This is a genomic window from Aromatoleum sp. (genome assembly GCF_032027225.1).
Taxonomy (GTDB): Bacteria; Pseudomonadota; Gammaproteobacteria; order Burkholderiales; family Rhodocyclaceae; genus Aromatoleum.
The window spans coordinates 194,286-215,000 of the sequence record NZ_JAVSMM010000007.1; the positions used below are offsets into that span (position 1 = coordinate 194,286).

At 63.3% G+C, this 20,715-nt stretch carries 16 protein-coding genes (1 of these 16 cut by a window edge); 9 read left to right on the forward strand and 7 right to left on the reverse strand.

Annotated features, from left to right (window positions below; genetic code table 11):
• Nucleotides 1-2: 2 nt before the first annotated feature.
• On the forward strand, nucleotides 3-3,497 hold the full coding sequence (dnaE, locus tag ROZ37_RS10455; RefSeq protein ID WP_312659283.1) for a DNA polymerase III subunit alpha: 3,495 nt from the start codon (nucleotides 3-5) through the stop codon (nucleotides 3,495-3,497).
• A gap of 171 nt (nucleotides 3,498-3,668) precedes the next feature.
• On the opposite strand, the gene ROZ37_RS10460 is transcribed toward dnaE, so the two are convergent.
• Complete coding sequence (locus ROZ37_RS10460; RefSeq protein ID WP_312659284.1) at nucleotides 3,669-4,268, reverse strand: peroxiredoxin; 600 nt, start codon at nucleotides 4,266-4,268, stop codon at nucleotides 3,669-3,671.
• 264 nt (nucleotides 4,269-4,532) lie between these two features.
• Here ROZ37_RS10460 and ROZ37_RS10465 point away from each other — a divergent pair, with 264 nt between their 5' ends.
• The 5 genes from ROZ37_RS10465 (at nucleotide 4,533) to ROZ37_RS10485 (ending at nucleotide 10,325) form a co-directional block, all read left to right on the forward strand.
• Nucleotides 4,533-6,161, forward strand: coding sequence for a methyl-accepting chemotaxis protein (locus ROZ37_RS10465; protein ID WP_312659285.1), 1,629 nt, complete (start codon nucleotides 4,533-4,535; stop codon nucleotides 6,159-6,161).
• 173 nt (nucleotides 6,162-6,334) lie between these two features.
• On the forward strand, nucleotides 6,335-6,664 hold the full coding sequence (locus tag ROZ37_RS10470) for a c-type cytochrome (protein WP_312659286.1): 330 nt from the start codon (nucleotides 6,335-6,337) through the stop codon (nucleotides 6,662-6,664).
• 38 nt (nucleotides 6,665-6,702) lie between these two features.
• Nucleotides 6,703-7,275 carry a NapC/NirT family cytochrome c gene (locus tag ROZ37_RS10475; RefSeq protein ID WP_312659287.1) on the forward strand — a complete coding sequence of 191 codons (573 nt, stop codon included), beginning with the start codon at nucleotides 6,703-6,705 and terminating at the stop codon, nucleotides 7,273-7,275.
• A gap of 76 nt (nucleotides 7,276-7,351) precedes the next feature.
• Nucleotides 7,352-8,290: a DmsE family decaheme c-type cytochrome gene (locus tag ROZ37_RS10480; protein ID WP_312659288.1), complete on the forward strand. Its 939-nt coding sequence runs from the start codon at nucleotides 7,352-7,354 to the stop codon at nucleotides 8,288-8,290.
• A 16-nt stretch (nucleotides 8,291-8,306) separates the two neighbouring features.
• Nucleotides 8,307-10,325 carry an MtrB/PioB family decaheme-associated outer membrane protein gene (locus ROZ37_RS10485; protein ID WP_312659289.1) on the forward strand — a complete coding sequence of 673 codons (2,019 nt, stop codon included), beginning with the start codon at nucleotides 8,307-8,309 and terminating at the stop codon, nucleotides 10,323-10,325.
• A gap of 257 nt (nucleotides 10,326-10,582) precedes the next feature.
• Here ROZ37_RS10485 and ROZ37_RS10490 read toward each other — a convergent pair whose 3' ends face one another.
• From ROZ37_RS10490 to ROZ37_RS10505, 4 genes are all read right to left on the reverse strand, one after another.
• Nucleotides 10,583-10,885 (reverse strand): acylphosphatase, encoded by a 303-nt coding sequence (locus ROZ37_RS10490; RefSeq protein WP_312659290.1) that lies wholly within the window; start codon nucleotides 10,883-10,885, stop codon nucleotides 10,583-10,585.
• 53 nt (nucleotides 10,886-10,938) lie between these two features.
• Nucleotides 10,939-12,627 carry a SulP family inorganic anion transporter gene (locus ROZ37_RS10495; protein WP_312659292.1) on the reverse strand — a complete coding sequence of 563 codons (1,689 nt, stop codon included), beginning with the start codon at nucleotides 12,625-12,627 and terminating at the stop codon, nucleotides 10,939-10,941.
• Nucleotides 12,628-12,759: 132 nt separating this feature from the next.
• On the reverse strand, nucleotides 12,760-14,925 hold the full coding sequence (gene metG / locus ROZ37_RS10500; RefSeq protein WP_312659293.1) for a methionine--tRNA ligase: 2,166 nt from the start codon (nucleotides 14,923-14,925) through the stop codon (nucleotides 12,760-12,762).
• A gap of 67 nt (nucleotides 14,926-14,992) precedes the next feature.
• Nucleotides 14,993-15,400, reverse strand: coding sequence for an OmpA family protein (locus tag ROZ37_RS10505; protein WP_312659294.1), 408 nt, complete (start codon nucleotides 15,398-15,400; stop codon nucleotides 14,993-14,995).
• Between the two features lie 349 nt (nucleotides 15,401-15,749).
• Here ROZ37_RS10505 and apbC point away from each other — a divergent pair, with 349 nt between their 5' ends.
• The 3 genes from apbC (at nucleotide 15,750) to ROZ37_RS10520 (ending at nucleotide 19,913) form a co-directional block, all read left to right on the forward strand.
• Complete coding sequence (gene apbC / locus ROZ37_RS10510; RefSeq protein WP_312659295.1) at nucleotides 15,750-16,841, forward strand: iron-sulfur cluster carrier protein ApbC; 1,092 nt, start codon at nucleotides 15,750-15,752, stop codon at nucleotides 16,839-16,841.
• A 118-nt stretch (nucleotides 16,842-16,959) separates the two neighbouring features.
• A complete protein-coding gene (gene dcd, locus ROZ37_RS10515; protein ID WP_312659296.1) occupies nucleotides 16,960-17,526 on the forward strand; it encodes a dCTP deaminase in 567 nt (188 codons plus the stop codon).
• A gap of 134 nt (nucleotides 17,527-17,660) precedes the next feature.
• Complete coding sequence (locus ROZ37_RS10520; RefSeq protein WP_312659297.1) at nucleotides 17,661-19,913, forward strand: arginine/lysine/ornithine decarboxylase; 2,253 nt, start codon at nucleotides 17,661-17,663, stop codon at nucleotides 19,911-19,913.
• Between the two features lie 59 nt (nucleotides 19,914-19,972).
• On the opposite strand, the gene ROZ37_RS10525 is transcribed toward ROZ37_RS10520, so the two are convergent.
• The gene (locus ROZ37_RS10525) at nucleotides 19,973-20,479 is read right to left on the reverse strand and encodes a dihydrofolate reductase (protein WP_312659298.1); all 507 of its coding nucleotides are present in this window, start codon (nucleotides 20,477-20,479) and stop codon (nucleotides 19,973-19,975) included.
• On the reverse strand, nucleotides 20,476-20,715 hold the final stretch of the coding sequence (locus ROZ37_RS10530) for a thymidylate synthase (RefSeq protein ID WP_312659300.1). 555 nt of this gene lie beyond the right edge of the window; 240 of the gene's 795 nt are visible here — the last part of the coding sequence; the start codon falls outside the window, past its right edge; the stop codon is at nucleotides 20,476-20,478. The genes ROZ37_RS10525 and ROZ37_RS10530 overlap by 4 nt, the downstream gene beginning before the upstream one ends.

Below are 20,715 nucleotides of genomic sequence, written 5' to 3' on the forward strand. Positions count from 1 at the left end.
CCATGACCGCCCCACACGATCCGCGCTTCATCCATCTCCGCCTGCACTCCGAATACTCGATCTCGGACGGCATCGTCCAGATCGATGCGGCGATCGCTCGCGCCGCTGCCGACAACATGCCGGCGCTCGGCATTTCCGACCTCGCGAACCTGTTCGGGATGGTCAAGTTCTACAAGGGCACGCGCGGCAAGGGGATCAAGCCGGTCGTCGGCGTCGATGCGTGGATCACGAACGACGCCGACCGCGACAAGCCGTTCCGCGTGCTGCTGATCTGCAAGAACCGCAAGGGCTACGGGCAGCTCTGCGAACTGCTGACACGCGCCTATCTCGACAACAAGTTCCGCGGCCGCGCCGAGATGCGCCAGCAATGGTTCGCCGACGGTGCGGCGGCCGATCTGCTGTGCCTGTCCGGCGCGACGATGGGCGACGTCGGGCAGGCGCTCGCGAACGGCAATATCGAACTGGCGGAGCGCCTCGCGGCCGAATGGTCGGCGCTGTTCCCGGATGCGTTCTACATCGAGTTGCAGCGCGCCGGTCACCCGGGCACGGAAACGTACATCCGCCACGCGGTGCAGCTCGCCGGCCGCCTCGGGCTGCCGGTCGTCGCGACGCACCCGGTGCAGTTCCTGAAGCGTGAGGACTTCAAGGCGCACGAGGCGCGCGTGTGCATCGCGCAGGGCTACGTCCTCGCCGACAGGCGCCGCCCGCGCGACTTCACCGAGGAGCAGTACCTCAAGAGCCAGGACGAGATGTGCGAGCTCTTCGCGGATCTGCCCGAGGCGCTCGAAAACTCGGTCGAGATCGCGCGCCGCTGCTCGCTCACGGTGCAACTCGGCAAGAACTTCCTGCCGCAGTTTCCGACGCCGGACGGCATGAGCCTCGACGACTTCCTCGTGCTGGAGGCGAAGAAGGGCCTCGAGGAGCGGCTCGCCCACCTTTACGCGGATCCCGAGCGGCGTGAGCAGGAGCGGCCGCGCTACGAGGCACGGTTGAAGTTCGAGACCGACACGATCATCCAGATGGGCTTCCCCGGCTACTTCCTGATCGTTGCGGACTTCATCCAGTGGGCGAAGAGCAACGGCGTGCCGGTCGGGCCCGGCCGGGGTTCAGGTGCGGGCTCGCTCGTCGCGTACTCCCTGAAGATCACCGACCTCGACCCGACCGAGTACGCGCTGCTGTTCGAGCGCTTCCTGAACCCCGAGCGCGTGTCGATGCCCGACTTCGACATCGACTTTTGCCAGGACAATCGCTACCGCGTCATCGAATACGTGCGCGATCGCTACGGCAAGGACGCGGTCAGCCAGATCGCGACTTTCGGAACGATGGCGTCGAAAGCGGTCGTGCGCGACGTCGGCCGCGTGCTCGATCTGCCGTATGGCCTGTGCGATCGCTTGTCGAAGCTGATCCCGATCGAGGGCGCGAAGCCGGTCTCGCTCGCGAAGGCGTACGAGATGGAGCCGCAGGTCGGCGAGATGATGAAGGACGGCAACGACGGCGAGTCGGTGCAGGAATTGTGGAGCCTCGCCGAGCCGCTCGAAGGCCTCTCTCGCAACGTCGGCATGCACGCGGGCGGCGTACTGATCGCGCCCGGCAAGCTCACCGACTTCTGCCCGCTGTACATCGCCGACGGCGACGACGCGACGCCGGTATCGCAGTTCGACAAGGACGACGTCGAGGCGGTCGGCCTCGTGAAATTCGACTTCCTGGGACTCCGCAACCTCACGATCATCGAGCTCGCAGTCGAATACGTCGAACGCCTGACCGGCGAGAAGCCCGATCTTGCAGCACTCCCGTTCACCGACCCCGCCGCCTATCAGATCCTGAAGGACGCCAATACGACGGCGATCTTCCAGGTCGAATCGGACGGGATGAAGAAGCTCCTCAAGAAGCTCGCGCCCGACCGCTTCGAGGACATCATCGCGGTCCTTGCGCTCTACCGCCCCGGCCCGCTCGGCTCCGGCATGGTCGACGACTTCATCCTGCGCAAGAAGGGCCAGCAGGAGATCGACTACTTCCACCCGGACCTGAAGGCCAGTCTCGAGCCGACCTACGGCGTGATCGTGTATCAGGAACAGGTGATGCAGATCTCGCAGATCATCGGCGGCTACACGCTCGGCGGCGCCGACATGCTGCGCCGCGCGATGGGCAAGAAGAAGGCCGACGAGATGGCGAAGCACCGCGAGACGATCGCCGCCGGTGCGAAGCAGAAGGGCTACGACCCGGCGCTCGCGGAGCAGCTCTTCGACCTGATGACGAAGTTCGCGGAGTACGGCTTCAACAAGTCGCACACCGCGGCCTATGCGGTCGTCACGTATCACACCGCGTGGCTGAAGGCGCATCACTGCGCGGCCTTCATGGCCGCAACGATGTCCGCCGACCTCGACAACACGGACACGATCAAGATCTTCTTCGAGGATTCGATCGCGAACGGGCTGACGATCCTGCCGCCGGACGTCAACGCCTCGGACTTCCGCTTCGTGCCGACCGACCGCAAGACGATCCGCTACGGCCTCGGCGCGGTGAAAGGCGTGGGCGAGCCGGCGGTACGCGCGATCCTCGCAGCGCGTGAGGTCGGCGGCCCGTTCAAGGATTTGTTCGATTTCTGCGGGCGCGTCGATCGCCGCATGGTGAACCGGCGGGTCATCGAAGCGCTGATCCGCTCGGGCGCGTTCGACCTGATCGAACCGAGCGGCACTGCGAATCGCGCGCGCCTGCTCGCGACGGTGAGCCTGGCGATGGAAGCCGCCGAGCAGGCGGCGGCCAACGCAATGCAGGGCGGGCTGTTCGATCTGATCCCCGAGGCCGCGGGAGCGCCGCCCGAATACGTGCATGCCCGTCCATGGACCGAGCGCGAACGGCTGAAGGAAGAGAAGCTCGCGATCGGCTTCTTTCTGTCGGGCCATCCGTTCAACAGCTTCCGCAAGGAAGTTCGGCGCTTCGTCCGTCGGCCGCTTGCCGACATCGAGCCGTCGCGCGACCTGTCGCTGCTCGCCGGCGTCGTCATGGACGTGCGGACGAAGATGACCGCACGCGGCAAGATGGCGTTCGTCGTGCTCGACGACGGCAGCCAGGTTCGTGAAGTCTCGGTGTTTTCGGAGCTCTTCGACGGACAGCGCGCGAAGATCGTCACGGACGAAGTCCTGGTGGTCGAAGGCAAGGTCAGCAACGACGACTTCACGGGCGGCCTGCGTATCGTCGCCGACAAACTGATGACGCTCGGCGAAGCACGGTCCCGGTTTGCTCGCGCGCTGCAACTCGTCGTGAACAGGGAAGTGAAAGCGTCGGGCGGTGCCGCGGCCGCCGCCGATCGTCTGCAGGCGCTGCTGACGCCATTCCGCGCCGGCGGCTGCCCGGTCCGCGTGCGCTACCGCAATGAACAGGCGGAGGCGGAGCTCCCCTTCGGCGAAGGCTGGCGGGTGCGGATCGACGACGCGCTGCTCGACGGGCTGCGCGAATGGCTGCCGAACGATGCGGTCGAGGTGCTTTACCCGAACTGACCCCTGTCGTTGGCGGTTCGGTCGCGGACGGGGGGAGAGAATCCGCGCCCCGCTCGGGGAAAAGCGCCGCACGCATGACGCCTCGGCACACCTGGACGCTTGGAATTCCACCAACAAAAAGCCGCGGCTCTTGCGAGTCCGCGGCTTTTTTATCGATGCGGATCGCGCCGATCAGAGCTCTTGGGCGTGCTGCGACAGGTAGCTTGCGACGCCGCTCGGGTCGGCCTTCATGCCGGCCTTGCCCTTGTTCCAGCCGGCGGGGCAGACCTCGCCGTGCTCTTCGGTGAATTGCAGCGCATCGACCATCCGCAGCATCTCGTCGACGTTGCGTCCCAGCGGCAGGTCGTTGACGACCTGGTGGCGCACGACGCCCGACTTGTCGATCAGGAACGACCCGCGGAACGCGACACCGCCCGCGGATTCGACGTCATAGGCGCGGCAGATCTCGTGCTTCACGTCGGCGACCATCGCGTACTGCACCTGACCGATGCCGCCGTTGTTGACCGGCGTGTTTTTCCATGCCAGGTGGGTGAATTGGCTGTCGATCGAAACGCTCAGCACCTCAACGCCGCGCTTCTTGAACTCCTCGAGCCGATGGTCGAACGCGATCAGTTCGGACGGGCAGACGAAGGTGAAGTCCAGCGGGTAGAAAAACACGACCGCATACTTGCCCCGGGTGAACTCGGAGAACGTGATTTCCTTGATTTCGTTGTTGCCGAGGACGGCGGTCGCTGTGAAATTCGGGGCCTGCTTGCCTACGAGAACTGCCATGTCATCTCTCCTTGTCCGGTGGGATTAGTGCAGCGGCATCTTCACCCAGCGCTCAGGGGCAGTCAAATTGCAATTGCACTGAGGTGTCGATAGCCGCTGTCTATCGCTGCCTGTCGCCGTATCCCGCGATTCGTGAAATGCGGGCCGTTTCCCATTGAATTCGACATTTGTTAAATGTTCCGCGCAAGTTACCGTTACTTACAGCCGAACTGGTATCCGTCGGCCGTACGTCCGTCCCGCATCTCGCGAAAATTGGAAATCGTCATGATCGAAAGACTCAAGAACTCCCCTATCTGGGTGCGCCTCATCCTCGCGATCGGCACCCTGCTGATCGCCGTCGGAACGACGCTCGTCGTCTGGGTGTCGGCCGAACAGGAGCGCATGGCGATCGAGCAGTCGCATGATTTCGCCGAGAGCGTCAATCAGATGACGATGGCGGCGCTCGTGTTCATGAAGACGACGAAGACGATCAGGCACCGGGCGATCTATTTCGATCAGGTGAAGCAGTCGTCGGGCATGACCGACCTGCGCGTGGTCCGCGGGCAACCGGTAGTGCACCAGTTCGGGGACGGGGACGAGGAGGAGATGCGCGTAGGTCCCGACGAGAAAACCGTCATCGAGAGCGCCAAGCCGCTCTTCGAGGTCCGCGACGATCCCCAGCACGGCAAGGTGCTGAAGGCGGTGTTCCCTGCGATCAGCAGCGAAAACTACCTCGGCAAGAACTGCATGGAGTGCCACGATGAGTTCCCGGCCGGTACGGTGCTGGGTGCGGTGACGATGGAAGTCTCCCTCGCCCGCACCGATGCGGCGATGAGCGCGGCTCGCACGAAGCTGATCGGGGGCGCTGCGGTTGCGCTGGGCATCGTGCTTCTGTGCGTCTTCATGTTCCTGCAGCGTTTCGTCGCCGCCCCGCTCGGCGCGATGGCCCACCGCCTTCGCGACATCGCCGATGGCGAAGGTGACCTCACCCAGCGGCTGCCCATCAACGGGCAGGATGAGGTGGGGCAGGCGGCGGCCTACTTCAACCGCGTGATGGAAAAGCTCCAGGGCGTGATCCGCAAGATTTCCGCATCGGCCGATCAGGTGTCCAGCGCGGCAACCGAGCTGCAGGCCGGAACCGGGCAGATCCGCAGCGGAGCGGGCGAACAGTCCGAGAAATCCGCGTCGGCCGCGTCGGCGGTCGAGGAGATGGCGGCGAGCATCGTGTCGGTCGCCCAGGCGAGCGGCGAAGTCCTCGAGCTCGCGCGTACCAGCCTCGCGCGCGCGGAGCAGGGCAACGCGGATGTGTCCGAGTTGACCGGGCGTCTCAGCGACGTCGAAACGGCCGTGAGCAAAATGACCGACACGGTCGGCCAGTTCATCCAGCACACCGACTCGATCTCTAGTCTCACCGCGCGGGTCAAGGAGATCGCCGACCAGACGAACCTGCTTGCGCTCAATGCCGCGATCGAAGCCGCTCGCGCCGGCGAGCACGGCCGCGGCTTCGCCGTCGTTGCCGACGAAGTACGCAAGCTGGCGGAGAAATCGACCCGCTCGGCAAGCGACATCGACGACGTCACGCGCAACCTCAACGGCGGGTCCGAGAACGTCCGGGCCGCGATTGCGCAGGGTTCGGAAGCGCTGCAACTGATCCGCGAGTCGATGCTGCACGTCTCGGCGGCCCTCCAAAGCAACATGACGACGGCAGGTGGCGTTGCGGACGGCATGAACAGCATCGCGACCGCGACGGAGGAGCAGATGCAGGCGAGCAACCTCGCCGCTAACAGCGTCGAGATGATCGCCGGTCTGGCGCAGAAGACGAGCATGTCGCTCGACGACGTGGCGGCCGCGACCCAGAGCCTCGAGCGCCTGGCCTCCGAACTGCGCGATGAAATCCGCCGTTTCCGGGTTTGATTTCAGGGGCTTGGCGAACAGTTTCGTTTCGTCAAGCGGCCGTTTCTAACGTGTACACATTTTGCAACATCCGTAGTACCCGTCATTGTTGTAAGGGTTTTCCCGGGCTATAAGAAACCCTGAGTTCAACGCGGATTTATCCTTATCCGCAGCATCTGCAGAAGGAGTCGAGCATGAAATATCTGTCGTTGATCGCGGTCGCGATCGCCACCACCACCGTGAGCCTGCCTGCTGCCGCAGTCGACGCCAAGGCAGCCGAAGCGCTCGTTCGCAAGAGCAAGTGCCTGACCTGTCACGCGATCGACAAGAAGAAGGATGGCCCGTCGTACAAGGAAGTCTCCGCCAAGCACAAGGGCGAAACCGACGCCGAGCAGAAGCTGACCAAGCACGTCACCGAGCCGAGCAAAGTGAAGGTCGACGGCAAGGAAGAAGATCACGAGACCCTGAAGACGGACGATCCGGCGCAGGTCAAGAACGTCGTTCAGTGGATCCTTTCGCTTTAAAAATGAATTGAAGCCCATTAACGGGCCAGCGAGGCAGCATGACAATTACTCGGTGGTTGGGACAGCGGTCTCCCTGGTTCCTGCTGGCGATCGCCGGAATCGTCGCCCTCGTGATCGGGGGCGGCGCGATCGCAGGCCTGAAGTGGACCAATACCGAAGCGTTCTGCATCGGATGTCACGAGATGCGGGACAACGTCTACGCGGAATACAAGGAAACTCCCCACGACCGCAATGCGTCGGGCGTCAGGGCAACCTGTCCCGACTGCCACGTCCCGCGCGACACCGGCCCGCTGCTCGTCCGCAAGGTGCAGGCCACCGGCGAACTGTGGGCAAAGCTGACGGGCAAGATCGATACGCCCGAGAAATTCGAAGAGCACCGCTACGAACTGGCAAAGAGGGTATGGGCGACGATGAAGCGCACCGATTCCCGCGAATGCCGGAACTGCCATAGCGAAAGTGCCATGAGTTCGGAACTGCAATCCGAGCGAGCACAAACCCGACACGAACGCGCTAAGCGCGAGAACCTGACCTGCGTCGAATGCCACTTCGGCATCGCCCACCAGGAGCCGGAAGGCCCGGGGCCGCAGGAAATCGATTTCAGCGCGAAGTGAGGAAGGATTCCGGCGAACTCGCAAGAGTTGTCGGGTAATTGGCTGTAACCGCATCAAGCAAGAAGGGGAAAACAAGATGAAAATCGATTTGAGAAGCGTTCGGCGCTGGATGCCGGCCGCACTGCTGAGCATCGCCTTGCTCGGCGGAGCGAACGCCTGGGGGGCGGATGACGGGGAACGAAAGGACCTCGTGCTGACCGGCGACAAAGTGTGTACGCGCTGTCACGATGAGACCGAGGCATATCCGGTGCTGGCCATCGGCAAGACGAAGCACGGCACCGTCGCGGACGAGCGCACGCCGACCTGTACGAGCTGTCACGGCGAGAGCCCGACGCACATCAACAAGCCCGAAGGCGTTTCCGAGCGCCCGTCGCCGGACGTTAATTACGTCAAGGACTCCAAGACCCCGGTCGAAAAGCGCAACCAGGCCTGCCTGAACTGCCACCAGGGCGGCAAGCGCATCCACTGGCAGACGAACCTGCACGCCGCCCGTGATGTTGCCTGTACGTCGTGCCACCAGGTGCACACGCAGCACGACAAGGTCCGCGACAAGCAGACCCAGCCGGAAGTGTGCTTCGCGTGCCACAAGGAGCAGCGCGCCCAGGTCAACCGTCCGTCCCACCATCCGATCAAGGAAGGCAAGGTCGCGTGTTCCGACTGCCACAATCCTCACGGCACGGCGGGCGAGAAGATGATGGTCCGGGATAGCGTCGTCGAGACCTGCTACACGTGCCACATGGAGAAGCGCGGACCGTTCGTGCGTAGTCATCAGCCGGTCACCGAAGACTGCACGATCTGTCACAACCCGCACGGTACGGTGAATGACAACCTGTTGAAGCAGCGGGCCCCGTTCCTGTGCCAGCAGTGCCATGAGCCGAGTACTCACCAGGGTACGGTTCCGACGGTCGAAGGCAACTCGGCATTCGCGGTCGGCCGCGGATGCGTGAACTGCCATACGCAGATCCACGGTTCCAACAATCCCTCGACCGCAGACGGGCGCGGCTTGCGTCGCTAAGAAGGGGAGAACGATCATGAAAAAGACGACCCAGATTCGCCCTCAAGGGCTGACCGTCATAGCCGCGTCGCTGTCGATGGTGTTCGGATCGGCGCTCGCGCAGGACAACGAAGAGGTGACCCGACTGATCCGTCCGGAAAGCTCGGTCCAATTCGGCGCGGGTTACCTGAGCGACGACGTGATCCGCTTCGGTCAGTACAGCGGGTTGAAGGACAGCGGGCTCTATGCGATCGGCAATGTCGACTACTTGCGTCGTGACGATGCCACAGGCACCTGGTACCGGTTCGATGCGCGTAACCTCGGGCTCGAGTCCCGCAGCGTACGCGTCGAGCACGAGCGCCAGGGCAACTGGCGCTACGGTATCGAGTACAGCAAGATCCCGCGCTATTCGCAGTACGTCGTCAACACCGGGCTGCGGGGGATCGGCGACGACATCCAGATGGTGACGCCGGTCGCGATTGGCGCGGGATTCGACAAGAGACTGAAGACGGAACGCGAGGGCGTGACGATCACGGGTCAGAAATTCCTCGGCAACGGGCTCGACGTTCAGGTTCGCTTCAAGAACGAGACCAAGGAAGGCGACCGGCTGTTCGGTCGCGGTCGATTCGACGGCCGGCAGTTTCTCGCCGAGCCGATCGACCAGACCATGCGTCAGGTCGATGTGATCCTCGGTTTTACCGGGGAGAAACTGCAGCTTTCGGGTGGCTACTACGGCTCGTTCTTCAACAACGACAACCGGTCGCTAACGGTCTTTCCGTTTGCGTCGGGGGCGAATGTCAACAATTTGAGTCCGATCGCACTGCCGCCGGACAACGAGGCGCATCAACTCTACCTGACCGGCGGCTACAGCTTCACGCCGACGACCCGCGCAAACTTCAAGGTCGCACGCGGCATCGCGACTCAGGACGACAGCTTCATCGTCGCGTCGGCGCCGGGCCGCAGCAACCTAGACGGACGTGTCGAGACGACGTTGCTTCAAGCGGGCCTGACGGCACGTCCGATGCCCAAGCTCTCACTGCTGGCGAACTTCAAGTACGAGGACCGTGACGACGAGACCCCGGTGCGGCAGTATTTCCCGCCCGTGTCGACGACCGTCAATGCGTTCAACGAACCTCGTTCGCTTCGCAGCAGGACCGGAAAGGTCGAAGCGAGTTACCTCTTGCCCGCCGATTTCCGCGTGATCGGTGGTGTCGACTACGAGGAACGTCGCCGCAACGTCATCGCTGTGCGGCAGGTAAACTATCGCGAGGAGACCGACGAGCTCTCGTACCGGGTCGAGCTCCGCCGGTCGCTTGGGGAGACGCTGAACGGCTCGATCGGCTATGTGAATAGCGACCGCGACGGTTCCCGCTTCCAGAACCCCGCCTCGTTCCCTGTGACTGGTCCGGTCGCTCCGCTGCATATTGCGGACCGGGAGCGCGACAAGGTCCGCCTGAAACTCGACTGGGCTCCCGCCGAACAGCTGTCGGTGCAACTGCTCGCGGACGTCTCGCGCGACGACTATAGCGGCGCCAAGCTCGGGCTCGACGACGGTCGCTCGACTTTCGTGTCGCTCGACGCGTCGTACTCGATCTCCGACGCGTGGCAGGCTCTCGGGTGGGCGTCCCGCGAGAAGTCGCGGATCGACAACGACTCGAGCACGCGCATCGGCACGGTCCACACGCCGTGGTCGGCCGAGGTGAAGCAGCGCACCGAGGCGTTCGGCCTCGGGCTGCGCGGGAAGCTTAACGAGCGCTGGAAGGTCGGGGGCGACATCCAGTACTCCCACGACCGCAGCGACTACGGTCTCAGTGGCGTGCCGACCGCGACCGCGTTGCTCCCGGACGTGAAGTACACTCTCCGGACGCTGAAGCTGTTCGCCGAATACGAGATGCGCCAAGACCTCTCGGTGCGCTTCGATGCGATCCACGACCGCTGGAGCACGAACGATTGGGTTTGGTCGAGCTTCGCGTACTCCGACGGCACGACTCTGTCGCAAGACGACAGCCAGAAAGCAACCTTCATCGGCGTCTCGATGCGCTACGCATGGCGTTGATCGGCTGACGGCCTGAGTGACGGCAAACGGCCCGCCTGTTTTCGGACAGGCGGGCCGTTTTACTTTGTACTTCCGGAACGGTCAGCGACGGACTCTAACCGCCCTCATTGTATGTTCGTGGCGTGGGCTCGTCGCCTGCGTCGCTGAAGTGCGCGGCTTCTTTCGTGCGTCTCATGGGGACCGTCGAGCTTTCGTCTTCAGTCGGCTTTCAGGGCGCTCTATTCCCTTGAGGCCCACGTGCTCCCGAGGTTTTTGCCTTAGACCGTGGGCCACACCGAAAACGCGTCTACCTTCTCGAACTCGGCGATCGACACTTCCAGTCGGTCGACTCGTGCGCCCGGCGGCCCGTTGCGCGCCCATTCGACAAACGCGTCGACCCGCGAGTGCGGTCCGATCACCAGCGCTTCGACCGCACCGTCGTGCCGGTTGCGTATCCATCCTTGCAGCCCGAGGTGCAAAGCTTCGGTCTGGGCGTTAGCGCGATAGCTCACCCCCTGGACCCGCCCATACACGGTGAGCCGCAGCGCAGTGCGCCCGGACTCGTCATGCTGCTCACGCATCGAGGATCTCAGTGCAACGCTCCCACGCGTTCGGACTGCGGATCACAGCCGCGTCATACATACGACAACTCCGGTTCATGCCCGCGCATTCTCTGCGCGCGCATCAGCGCTTCGGTGAGATTCGCGACGACCTGCTCTTCGCCGAGCGAATCGCGGAACCCGGAGCGCGCGACAATCGATGCCGGCTGGGCGTTGAGATCGCAGAGGATCAGATCGGCGCCGCGCTTCTTCAGCGTGCGGTGCAGGGTCTGCAGCGCGTCGAGTCCGGTCGTGTCGATGTTGATCACCTTTTCCATGTCGAGAATGACCACGTCGGGATGGCCGTCCTGCATAAGCATCAGGTTCTCGAGCTTGTTCGCCGCGCCGAAGAAGAGGCTGCCGAACACACGGTACGCGAGGATGCGCGGCGTTCCGTCGGGGCGGGACAGCGCTACCACGCCGTAGTGATCCTCGAGCTGGACCCGCTCGATGCGCGTGAGATCCGACATCCGGTAGATGAAAAACAGACTTGCGAGCGCCATCCCGAGTTCCACCGCGAGCGTCAGATCGAAGACGACCGTGACGAAGAAGGTGCCGAGCAGGATCAGCCGATACTGCGCCGAGTAGCGCTTGAGTTCATTCCAGCTGAACGCGTGCCAGTCGCCCATATTGACGGACACGATGACGACGATCGCCGACAGCGTCGCGAGCGGAATATGGCTCGCGAGTGGCGCGAGCGCGAGCACGACCGCGAGGAGCACGAGGGAGTGGACCATGCCGGCGACGGGAGTGCGGCCGCCGGTGCGGATGTTCGTCGCGGTGCGCGCGATGGCGCCGGTTGCCGCGAAGCCGCCGAACAGTGGTGCGGCGATATTCGCAATCCCTTGCGCCATCAACTCCTGGTTGGGGTCGTGGCGGTTGTCGATGAGACTGTCGGCGACGCGGGCCGACAGCAGCGACTCGATTGCGCCGAGGAGCGCGATCGTCACGGCCGGCGCGATCAGTTTGCCGAGCGTCCCCAGGGAAAGCTCAGGCAACCCGATCGGCGGGATTTCCTGCGGGATGCCGCCGAAGCGGCTGCCGATCGTGTCGACCGGCATCTGGAATAGCGCGTTGACCGCGGTCGCGATGATCAGCACCGCGAGGGGGCCGGGAAGCCGGCGCATCCACGCCACGCGGGTCGCGACGCGATTCCACGACAGCAGCACGGCGATCGATGCGATGGCGACCGCCACCGTCGGGCCGTCTATCGTACCCAGCGCACCGAACAGCACTTCCATCTTCGCGAAGAACTCGCCGGGCAGACTGTCGATCGACAGGCCGAGAAAATCCTTGATCTGCGAGATGAAGATGACGACCGCGATGCCGTTCGTGAATCCGATGACGACCGACACCGGAATGAAGCGGATCATGTTGCCGAGGCGGAAAGCGCCCATCGCGAACAGCATCACGCCGGACATCATCGTCGCGATCAGCAGGCTCTGAACGCCGTAATCGGCGACGATCGCGTACACGATGGGAATGAACGCGCCGGTCGGGCCTCCGATCTGCACGTGAGAGCCGCCGAGCGCGGCGATCAGGAAACCCGCGACGATCGCGGTCCAGATGCCGGCGGTCGGGCTCATGCCGCTGGCGATCGCGAATGCCATCGCGAGCGGCAGGGCGAGGACGCCGACCGTGATGCCGGACGAAAAGTCCTGTGTGAATGCGGCCCGACTGTAGCCGGGCAGGGTGTCAAAAAGTTTTGGCCGAAACCTGATCATGAAGCCTCCTGAATTCCTCGTTTCGTTGCTGAGTGCGCCGGGTGCTGACGAGATTCAGCAGCCCGGGCGCGGTGCGCTGTCGCACCATCCAGCGTTTCGAGGGGGTCAGAGGCATGTCAGGTGTGCGGACCTCTACTTGACGCGCATTCCCGCGGTCGCTCCGGTGTCGGGCGACAGGATGTAGAGTCCGCCGGTCCTGCCGTCTGGATCCGACGCAGCCAGCACCATGCCTTCACTTAGACCGAACTTCATCTTACGCGGCGCGAGGTTTGCAACCATCACGGTGAGGCGCCCGACGAGCGTCGCCGGGTCGTAGGCCGATTTGATGCCCGCGAACACCTGGCGCGGCTTCATCTGGCCGTTTTCCGTCTCGCCGATATCGAGTTGCAGCCGGATCAGCTTGTCCGCACCTTCGACGTGCTCCGCGCTGACGATGCGCGCGATGCGCAAATCCACCTTCGAGAAATCGTCGATCGAGATGTGTTCCATCGCCGTTTCCGCGGCCTGCGCCGACTTCTGCTGCTTTTCGGCATGGCGCTGCTGCGAATGCTCGGCGGCCTTCGCGGCGGTCTTCGTATCGGCGATGGCCGGAGCCAGGGACTCGCGGTTCGCGTCGAGCAGCGCATCGATCTGCTTGCGCTCGACCCGGGTCATGAGGTGTGCGTAGGCATTGATTGCATGTCCCGCCGGAAGCGGCTCCCACGAGCCCTGCCAGTCGAGCGGCTCGATCGAAAGGAAGCTTTCGATTTTCGCTGCCAGGGCCGGCAGCACGGGCTTCAGGTAGCGCGTGAGGTCGCGGAACAGCGTCAGCGCCGTGCTGCAGACGGTATGCAACCGCGCCTCCTGACCGTCGAGCTTCGCGAGTTCCCACGGCTTGTGATCATTGACGTACTGGTTCGCCACGTCGGCGAGCCGCATGATCTCGCGCAGCGCCCGGCCGTAGTCGCGCTCATCGTACGCCTCCGCGATCGCACCGGACTGGAATGCGGTTTCGAAATCCGCGGTGGCAGTGGCGTCGCTCGCACCCAGCTTGCCGTCGAAGCGCTTCGCGATGAATCCGGCGCAGCGGCTCGCGATGTTTACGTACTTGCCGATGAGGTCCGAATTGACCTTCGCAATCATGTCGTCGAGGTTCAGGTCGACGTCTTCCATCGTTCCGTTCGATTTCGTCGCGAAGTAGTAGCGCAGCCACTCGGGGTTGAGGCCCTGCGTGACGTACGAGCGTGCGGTGATGAAGGTGCCGCGGCTCTTGCTCATCTTGGAGCCGTCTACGGTCAGGAATCCGTTGACACACAACTGCGACGGCGTGCGGTAGCCCGCAAATTGCAGCATCGCCGGCCAGAACAGCGCGTGGAAGTACAGGATGTCCTTGCCGATGAAATGGACCATCTCGGTTCCGGCCGCTTCGGCGCGACGTCCGTCGGTGTAGTCCTCGACGACGATATCGTCACGGCGCGCGGCGAGGTTGCGAAAGCTCGCGAGATAGCCGATCGGCGCGTCGAGCCAGACGTAGAAGTATTTACCGGGTGCGCCGGGAATCTCGAAGCCGAAGTAGGGCGCGTCGCGTGAGATGTCCCAGTCGGAGAGCGTGTTCTCGCCGGTCGTCGCGTCGCCGAGCCACTCCTTCATCTTGTTGGCGGCCTCGGCTTGCAGGCGGCGGTGGCCGGCTGCGTTCGTGCCCCCGGTCCAGTCACGGAGGAACGCCACGGCGCGTGCATCGGAAAGCCGGAAGAAGAAATGTTCGGACGTCTTCAGCACCGGCTTCGCGCCCGATACTGCGGAGTAAGGATTCTTGAGATCGGTCGGAGCGTAAGCGGCGCCGCACACCTCGCAGTTGTCCCCGTACTGGTCGATCGCCCCGCATTTCGGGCATTCGCCCTTGATGAAGCGGTCCGGCAGGAACATCTCCTTCACCGGATCGTAGAACTGCTCGATCGCCCGCGTGTCGATCAGCTCCGCCGCCCGGAGCTTCGCATAGACGTCCTCTGCGTAGGCGCGGTTCTCCTCGCTGTGCGTGCTGTGATAGTTGTCGAACGCGACGCCGAAGTCGGTGAAATCACGCAGGTGCTCGCCATGAACGCGCGCGATCAGCGCCTCCGGCGTGATCCCCTCCTTTTCGGCGCGGAGCATCACGGGTGTGCCGTGCGTGTCGTCCGCGCAAACGTAATGGACCGTGTCCCCGCGCATGCGCTGGTAGCGAACCCAGATGTCGCCCTGGATATAGCCGACGAGATGACCGAGGTGGATGTCGCCGTTGGCGTAGGGCAGTGCGTTCGTGACCAGGATTTTTCGGGACATGGTGAGCGGCAACGATCAAAAACAGGAGTGTAACAAAGGGCGGCGCGGCGCAAGCCGCAGGCGCGATCTATCGAACAAGGGGGCGGACGATGATCTCGACCCGGCGGTTCTTCGCACGTCCTTCCTCGGTCCGGTTGTCCGCAATCGGTTCGGACTCGCCTTTGCCGTCGGCGCGCAGTCGCGACAGCGCGACCCCACGGCTACGCAGATACTCGGCGACCTTCTCGGCCCGGCGGATCGACAGCTGAAGATTGTGCAGCTCGCTCGCCATGCTGTCCGTGTGGCCGAATATCTGGACGTCGGTCGCCGTCATCGGCGCGAGCACGGCCGCGATCCGGTCGAGCGCGTCCCGGAGCGATGCCTTTGGCTCCTCGGCTCCTCGCGAGAATGCGTCGGCCCCGGGCAGAAGGAGTTGCAGCGCACCGTCGTCGCGAACCTGAAGCGCGATGTCGCCCGACCCGCTCAAGCCTTTCATGATGCGTCCGCGTTCGGCGGGCCAATCGGAGGCCGGGCCGGCCTTCCTGGGGACGGGTGGGGCGTCCTGCCCCGGTGGTGTAGTGGCTTCCGGTTCGGTCACTTGGGGCGCGGTCGCGCAAGCGGACAGGAATGCGAACGCGGTAACTGCGGAAAGGGCCTTGAACGGTGACATCCTTGCGGTGGTCCCTCACGTGTTGGAAACGAATTGAAGGCCGAACATTTTAGCGGTCGACGATGCTTTGCGAATCGCCCTTTTATCGTCGAGGGTGAGCGCGCGGCGCAGCTTATGTATGATTTGTTCCGTTGTGGCCCCGTTCGCGGGCCTTCGATCTCCGAGGACCGTATCCATGAGTCTTACCCAGGAATCCGTAACCGAAGCCCTGAAGAGCGTCGTCGATCCCAATACCGGCAAGGATTTCATCGCGACGCGTTCGATCCGCAACGTCGGCATCAGCGGTGACGAGGTGCACCTCGATGTCGTTCTCGGCTATCCCGCCAAAAGCCAGCACGAGGTGCTTCGCGAGCTGCTGTCGTCGGCGGTGTCGTCGCTTTCCGGCGTCGGCCGGGTCACGGTCGAGATCAGCAGCAAGATCGTCGCGCACGCGGTCCAGCAGGGCGTGAAGCTGCTGCCCGGGGTCAAGAACATCATCGCGGTCGCGTCGGGCAAGGGCGGCGTCGGCAAGAGCACGACGTCGGTGAATCTCGCGCTATCGCTCGCCGCCGAAGGTGCGCGGGTGGGTATTCTCGACGCCGACATTTACGGTCCGTCCCAGCCCCAGATGCTCGGAATCGGGGATCAGCGGCCGCAGTCCATCGACGGCAAGACGATGGAGCCGCTCGAAGCGCATGGGCTGCAGGTCATGTCGATCGGCTTCCTCGTCGATGTCGAGACGCCGATGGTTTGGCGTGGGCCGATGGCGACGCAGGCGCTGAACCAGCTGCTCAAGGAGACAAACTGGAAGGATCTCGACTACCTGATCATCGACATGCCGCCGGGCACCGGCGACATCCAGCTCACGCTGTCGCAGACTGTTCCGCTGACGGGCGCGGTGATTGTCACCACGCCCCAGGACATCGCGCTGCTCGATGCGCGCAAGGGGCTGAAAATGTTCGAGAAGGTCGGTGTCCCGATCATTGGCGTGGTCGAGAACATGAGCATCCACATCTGTTCCAACTGCGGCCACGAGGAGCCGATCTTCGGTTCCGGTGGCGGCGAGAAGCTGTGCGCCGACTACAACGTGCCGTTTCTTGGCGCGCTGCCGCTCGATCTCCAGATTCGGCAGGAGACCGACAACGGCGCGCCGACGACCGCTTCGGACCCGGACGGACGCATCGCGTCGCTCTACAAGGAGATAGCCCGCAAGGTCGCCGTGCGCGTAGCCGTGAAGGCGAAGGACATGACGCACAAGTTCCCGAACATCGTCATCAAGAACACCTGATCTGGGGGCGTCCTGCGGGGCCGCTTTTCGTGCTTTCGGTCCCGCCGCGCTTGCCCTAAACTACGCGATTTTTCGCGTCCGGCGGGTGCCGGGCCTGCGTCAGAGGAAACCGCGCCCCATGTCCATCAAGTCCGATCAGTGGATCCGCCGCATGGCGGAGCAGCACGGCATGATCGAGCCGTTCGCGCCCGAACTCGTTCGCCAGAACGACTCCGGAAAAATCGTGTCGTATGGCACCTCGAGTTACGGCTACGACGTCCGGTGCGCCAACGAATTCAAGATCTTCACGAATATCAACTCGACGATCGTCGATCCGAAGGATTTCGATGCCCGCAACTTCGTCGACTTCGTCGGCGACGTCTGCATCATTCCGCCGAACTCGTTCGCGCTCGCGCGCACGGTCGAGTATTTCCGCATCCCGCGCAGCGTGCTCACCGTGTGTCTCGGGAAATCCACCTACGCGCGCTGCGGGATCATCGTCAACGTGACGCCGCTCGAGCCCGAGTGGGAAGGGCACGTCACGCTCGAGTTCTCGAATACGACGCCATTGCCCGCGAAGATTTACGCGAACGAGGGCATTGCGCAGATGCTGTTTTTCGAGTCCGACGAGGAGTGCGCCACGTCGTACAAGGATCGGGGCGGCAAATATCTCGGTCAGACGGGCGTGACGCTGCCGAAAATCTAAACCACGAACTCATCCGCACTGAAAGCATTCGATGATGGACCGGGCCGCATGACGGCCCTTTCGTGCTTTCCGTAACAGGAAAGCAGACATTGCGCGATTAAGATGCGCGCTCGCGGCGACGCTGGAGAAAAAGGATGCGCTTTCATTTTCCGATCATCATCATCGACGAGGATTTCCGCTCCGAGAACACGAGCGGCCTCGGTATTCGCGCGCTCGCGAAGGCGATCGAGGACGAAGGGATGGAGGTGCTGGGCGTCACGAGCTACGGGGACCTCACATCCTTCGCGCAGCAGCAAAGTCGCGGCTCGGCATTCATCCTGTCGATCGATGACGAGGAGTTCTCGTCGCCCGAGGCGTCGGACAAGGCCATTGCGGATCTTCGCGCGTTCGTCGAGGAAATTCGCTTCCGTAACGCCGACATCCCGATCTTCCTGCACGGTGAAACTCGCACGAGCCGGCACATCCCGAACGACGTGCTGCGCGAAATGCACGGGTTCATCCACATGTTCGAGGACACTCCCGAATTCGTCGCCCGCTACATCATGCGCGAAGCGAAGAACTATCTCGAAAGTCTCGCCCCGCCGTTCTTCCGCGCGCTCACGCACTACGCGGCCGACGGGTCCTATTCCTGGCACTGCCCGGGGCATTCTGGCGGAGTCGCGTTCCTGAAGAGCCCCGTGGGGCAGATGTTCCACCAGTTCTTCGGCGAGAACATGCTGCGCGCCGACGTGTGCAATGCCGTCGAGGAACTCGGACAGTTGCTCGACCACACCGGCCCCGTCGCCGCCTCGGAGCGCAACGCCGCGCGCATCTTCAATTGCGACCATCTGTACTTCGTGACCAATGGCACGTCGACGTCGAACAAGATGGTCTGGCATACGACGGTCGCGCCCGGGGACATCGTCGTCGTCGACCGGAATTGCCACAAATCGATCCTGCACTCGATCATCATGACTGGCGCGGTACCGGTATTCCTGACGCCGACCCGCAACCACTACGGCATCATCGGCCCGATCCCGCTCGACGAATTCCGCATGGAAACGATCAGGCGGAAGATCGAGGCGAATCCGTTCGCGCGCGAGGCTGCGAGCAAGAAGCCGCGCATCTTGACGATCACTCAATCGACCTACGACGGCGTCGTCTACAATGTCGAGACGATCAAGGAGATGCTCGACGGCCAGATCGACACGCTGCATTTCGACGAGGCGTGGCTACCGCACGCCGCGTTCCACGATTTCTACGGCGACTATCACGCGATCGGAGCCGACCGCCCGCGCTGCAAGCAATCGATGGTGTTCTCCACGCAATCGACGCACAAATTGCTGGCCGGACTGTCGCAGGCATCGCAGATCCTCGTGCAGGACTCCGAGACGCGCAACCTCGATCGCGATGTGTTCAACGAAGCCTATCTGATGCACACGTCGACGTCGCCGCAGTACTCGATCATCGCGTCATGCGACGTCGCTGCCGCGATGATGGAACCGCCGGGAGGTCCGGCGCTGGTCGAGGAGTCGCTGTCCGAAGCGGTCGAGTTTCGCCGCGCGATGCGCAAGGTTGACGCCGAATTCGGCAGCGCGGACTGGTGGTTCCGGGTCTGGGGGCCCGAGTATCTGCCCGAGGAGGGCATCGGCGAGCGCGAAGACTGGATGCTCAGGGCAGGGGAGCGCTGGCACGGGTTTGGCAACCTCGCGCCCGAATTCAACATGCTCGATCCGATCAAGGCTACCGTGATCACGCCGGGGCTGGACGTGGATGGCGATTTCGCGGACTCCGGCATTCCCGCAGGGATTCTCACCCGCTATCTTGCAGAACACGGAATCATCGTCGAGAAAACCGGCCTGTATTCGTTTTTCATCATGTTCACCATCGGAATCACGAAGGGCCGGTGGAACACGTTGGTCACGGAACTTCAGCAGTTCAAGGACGACTACGACCGGAACCAGCCCCTGTGGCGCGTGATGCCCGAATTCATCGGGATGCATCCGCGTTACGAAAAGGTCGGCCTGAAGGATTTGTGCGCGCAAATCCACACCTTCTACAAGGCCCACGACGTTGCCCGGCTAACAACCGAGATGTATCTGTCGGATATGGTGCCGGCGATGAAACCCGCCGACGCATTCGCGAAGATGGCTCATCGGGAGATCGAGCGCGTCGCGATCGATGAACTGGAGGGTCGTGTGACGGCGATGCTCGTCACGCCGTACCCCCCCGGAATCCCGCTGTTGATCCCCGGCGAGCGCTTCAACGCCACAATTGTGCGCTACCTGAAGTTCGCGCGCGATTTCAACTCGGCCTTCCCGGGATTCGAGACCGATATTCATGGGCTCGTACGAGTGCAGACCGACGGCACGGTGGCCTACTTCGTCGACTGCGTAAAGCAGGGCTGATGCGAAGGGGAAGCGGCGGGGCGTTTCCTTGCCGCTGGGGTTGGCCGCGCGCGCGGCGTCTAGCGCGCCGGCTTTCGTCTCAGTTCGACGAAATCGACCGGGTATTCGTTCTCGCTGTCGGCCGGGTGGCTCTCGCGCCGCTCCTCGGTGAAAGCCCCTCGGTCGAATGTCGGGAAATAAACGTCTCCGGATACGTCGGCAAGGACTTCGGTGAGGACGAGCACGTCGACGCGATCCAACAGTTGTCGGAAGAGTTCGGCGCCGCCGATTACGTAAACCTTGCCCGTTCCGACCGCTTCTAGTGCTGCGTCGATATCGGGGAACACTTCCGCTCCGGGAGCAGGGTAGGCAGTGTTCCGCGTGACGACGAGGTTGCGACGTCCTGGCAGCGGCCTCCCGAGCGATTCCCAGGTTTTTCGACCCATCAAAATCGGATGACCCAGCGTCGTCGCCTTGAAATGCGCGAGGTCCGCCTTCAGGCGCCACGGGAGCTGGTTCTCGCGGCCGATCACGCCGTTGCGCGCAACCGCAACGACGAAAATGATCTCGGGGTGGCGCGCACTCATACTGCGACGTCCGCCTTGATGTGAGGATGCGGGTCGTAACCTTCGAGCGCGAAGTCTTCGAACCTGAACGCGAAAATGTCGCGCACTTCCGGATTCAAGCGCAGCGACGGGAGCGGTCGAGGTGCTCGCTCCAGTTGTAGCTTGGCCTGCTCGAGGTGGTTCAGGTAGAGGTGGCAATCACCGCCGGTCCAGACGAAGTCACCCGGTGCCAAGTCGCACACTTGTGCGACCATCAT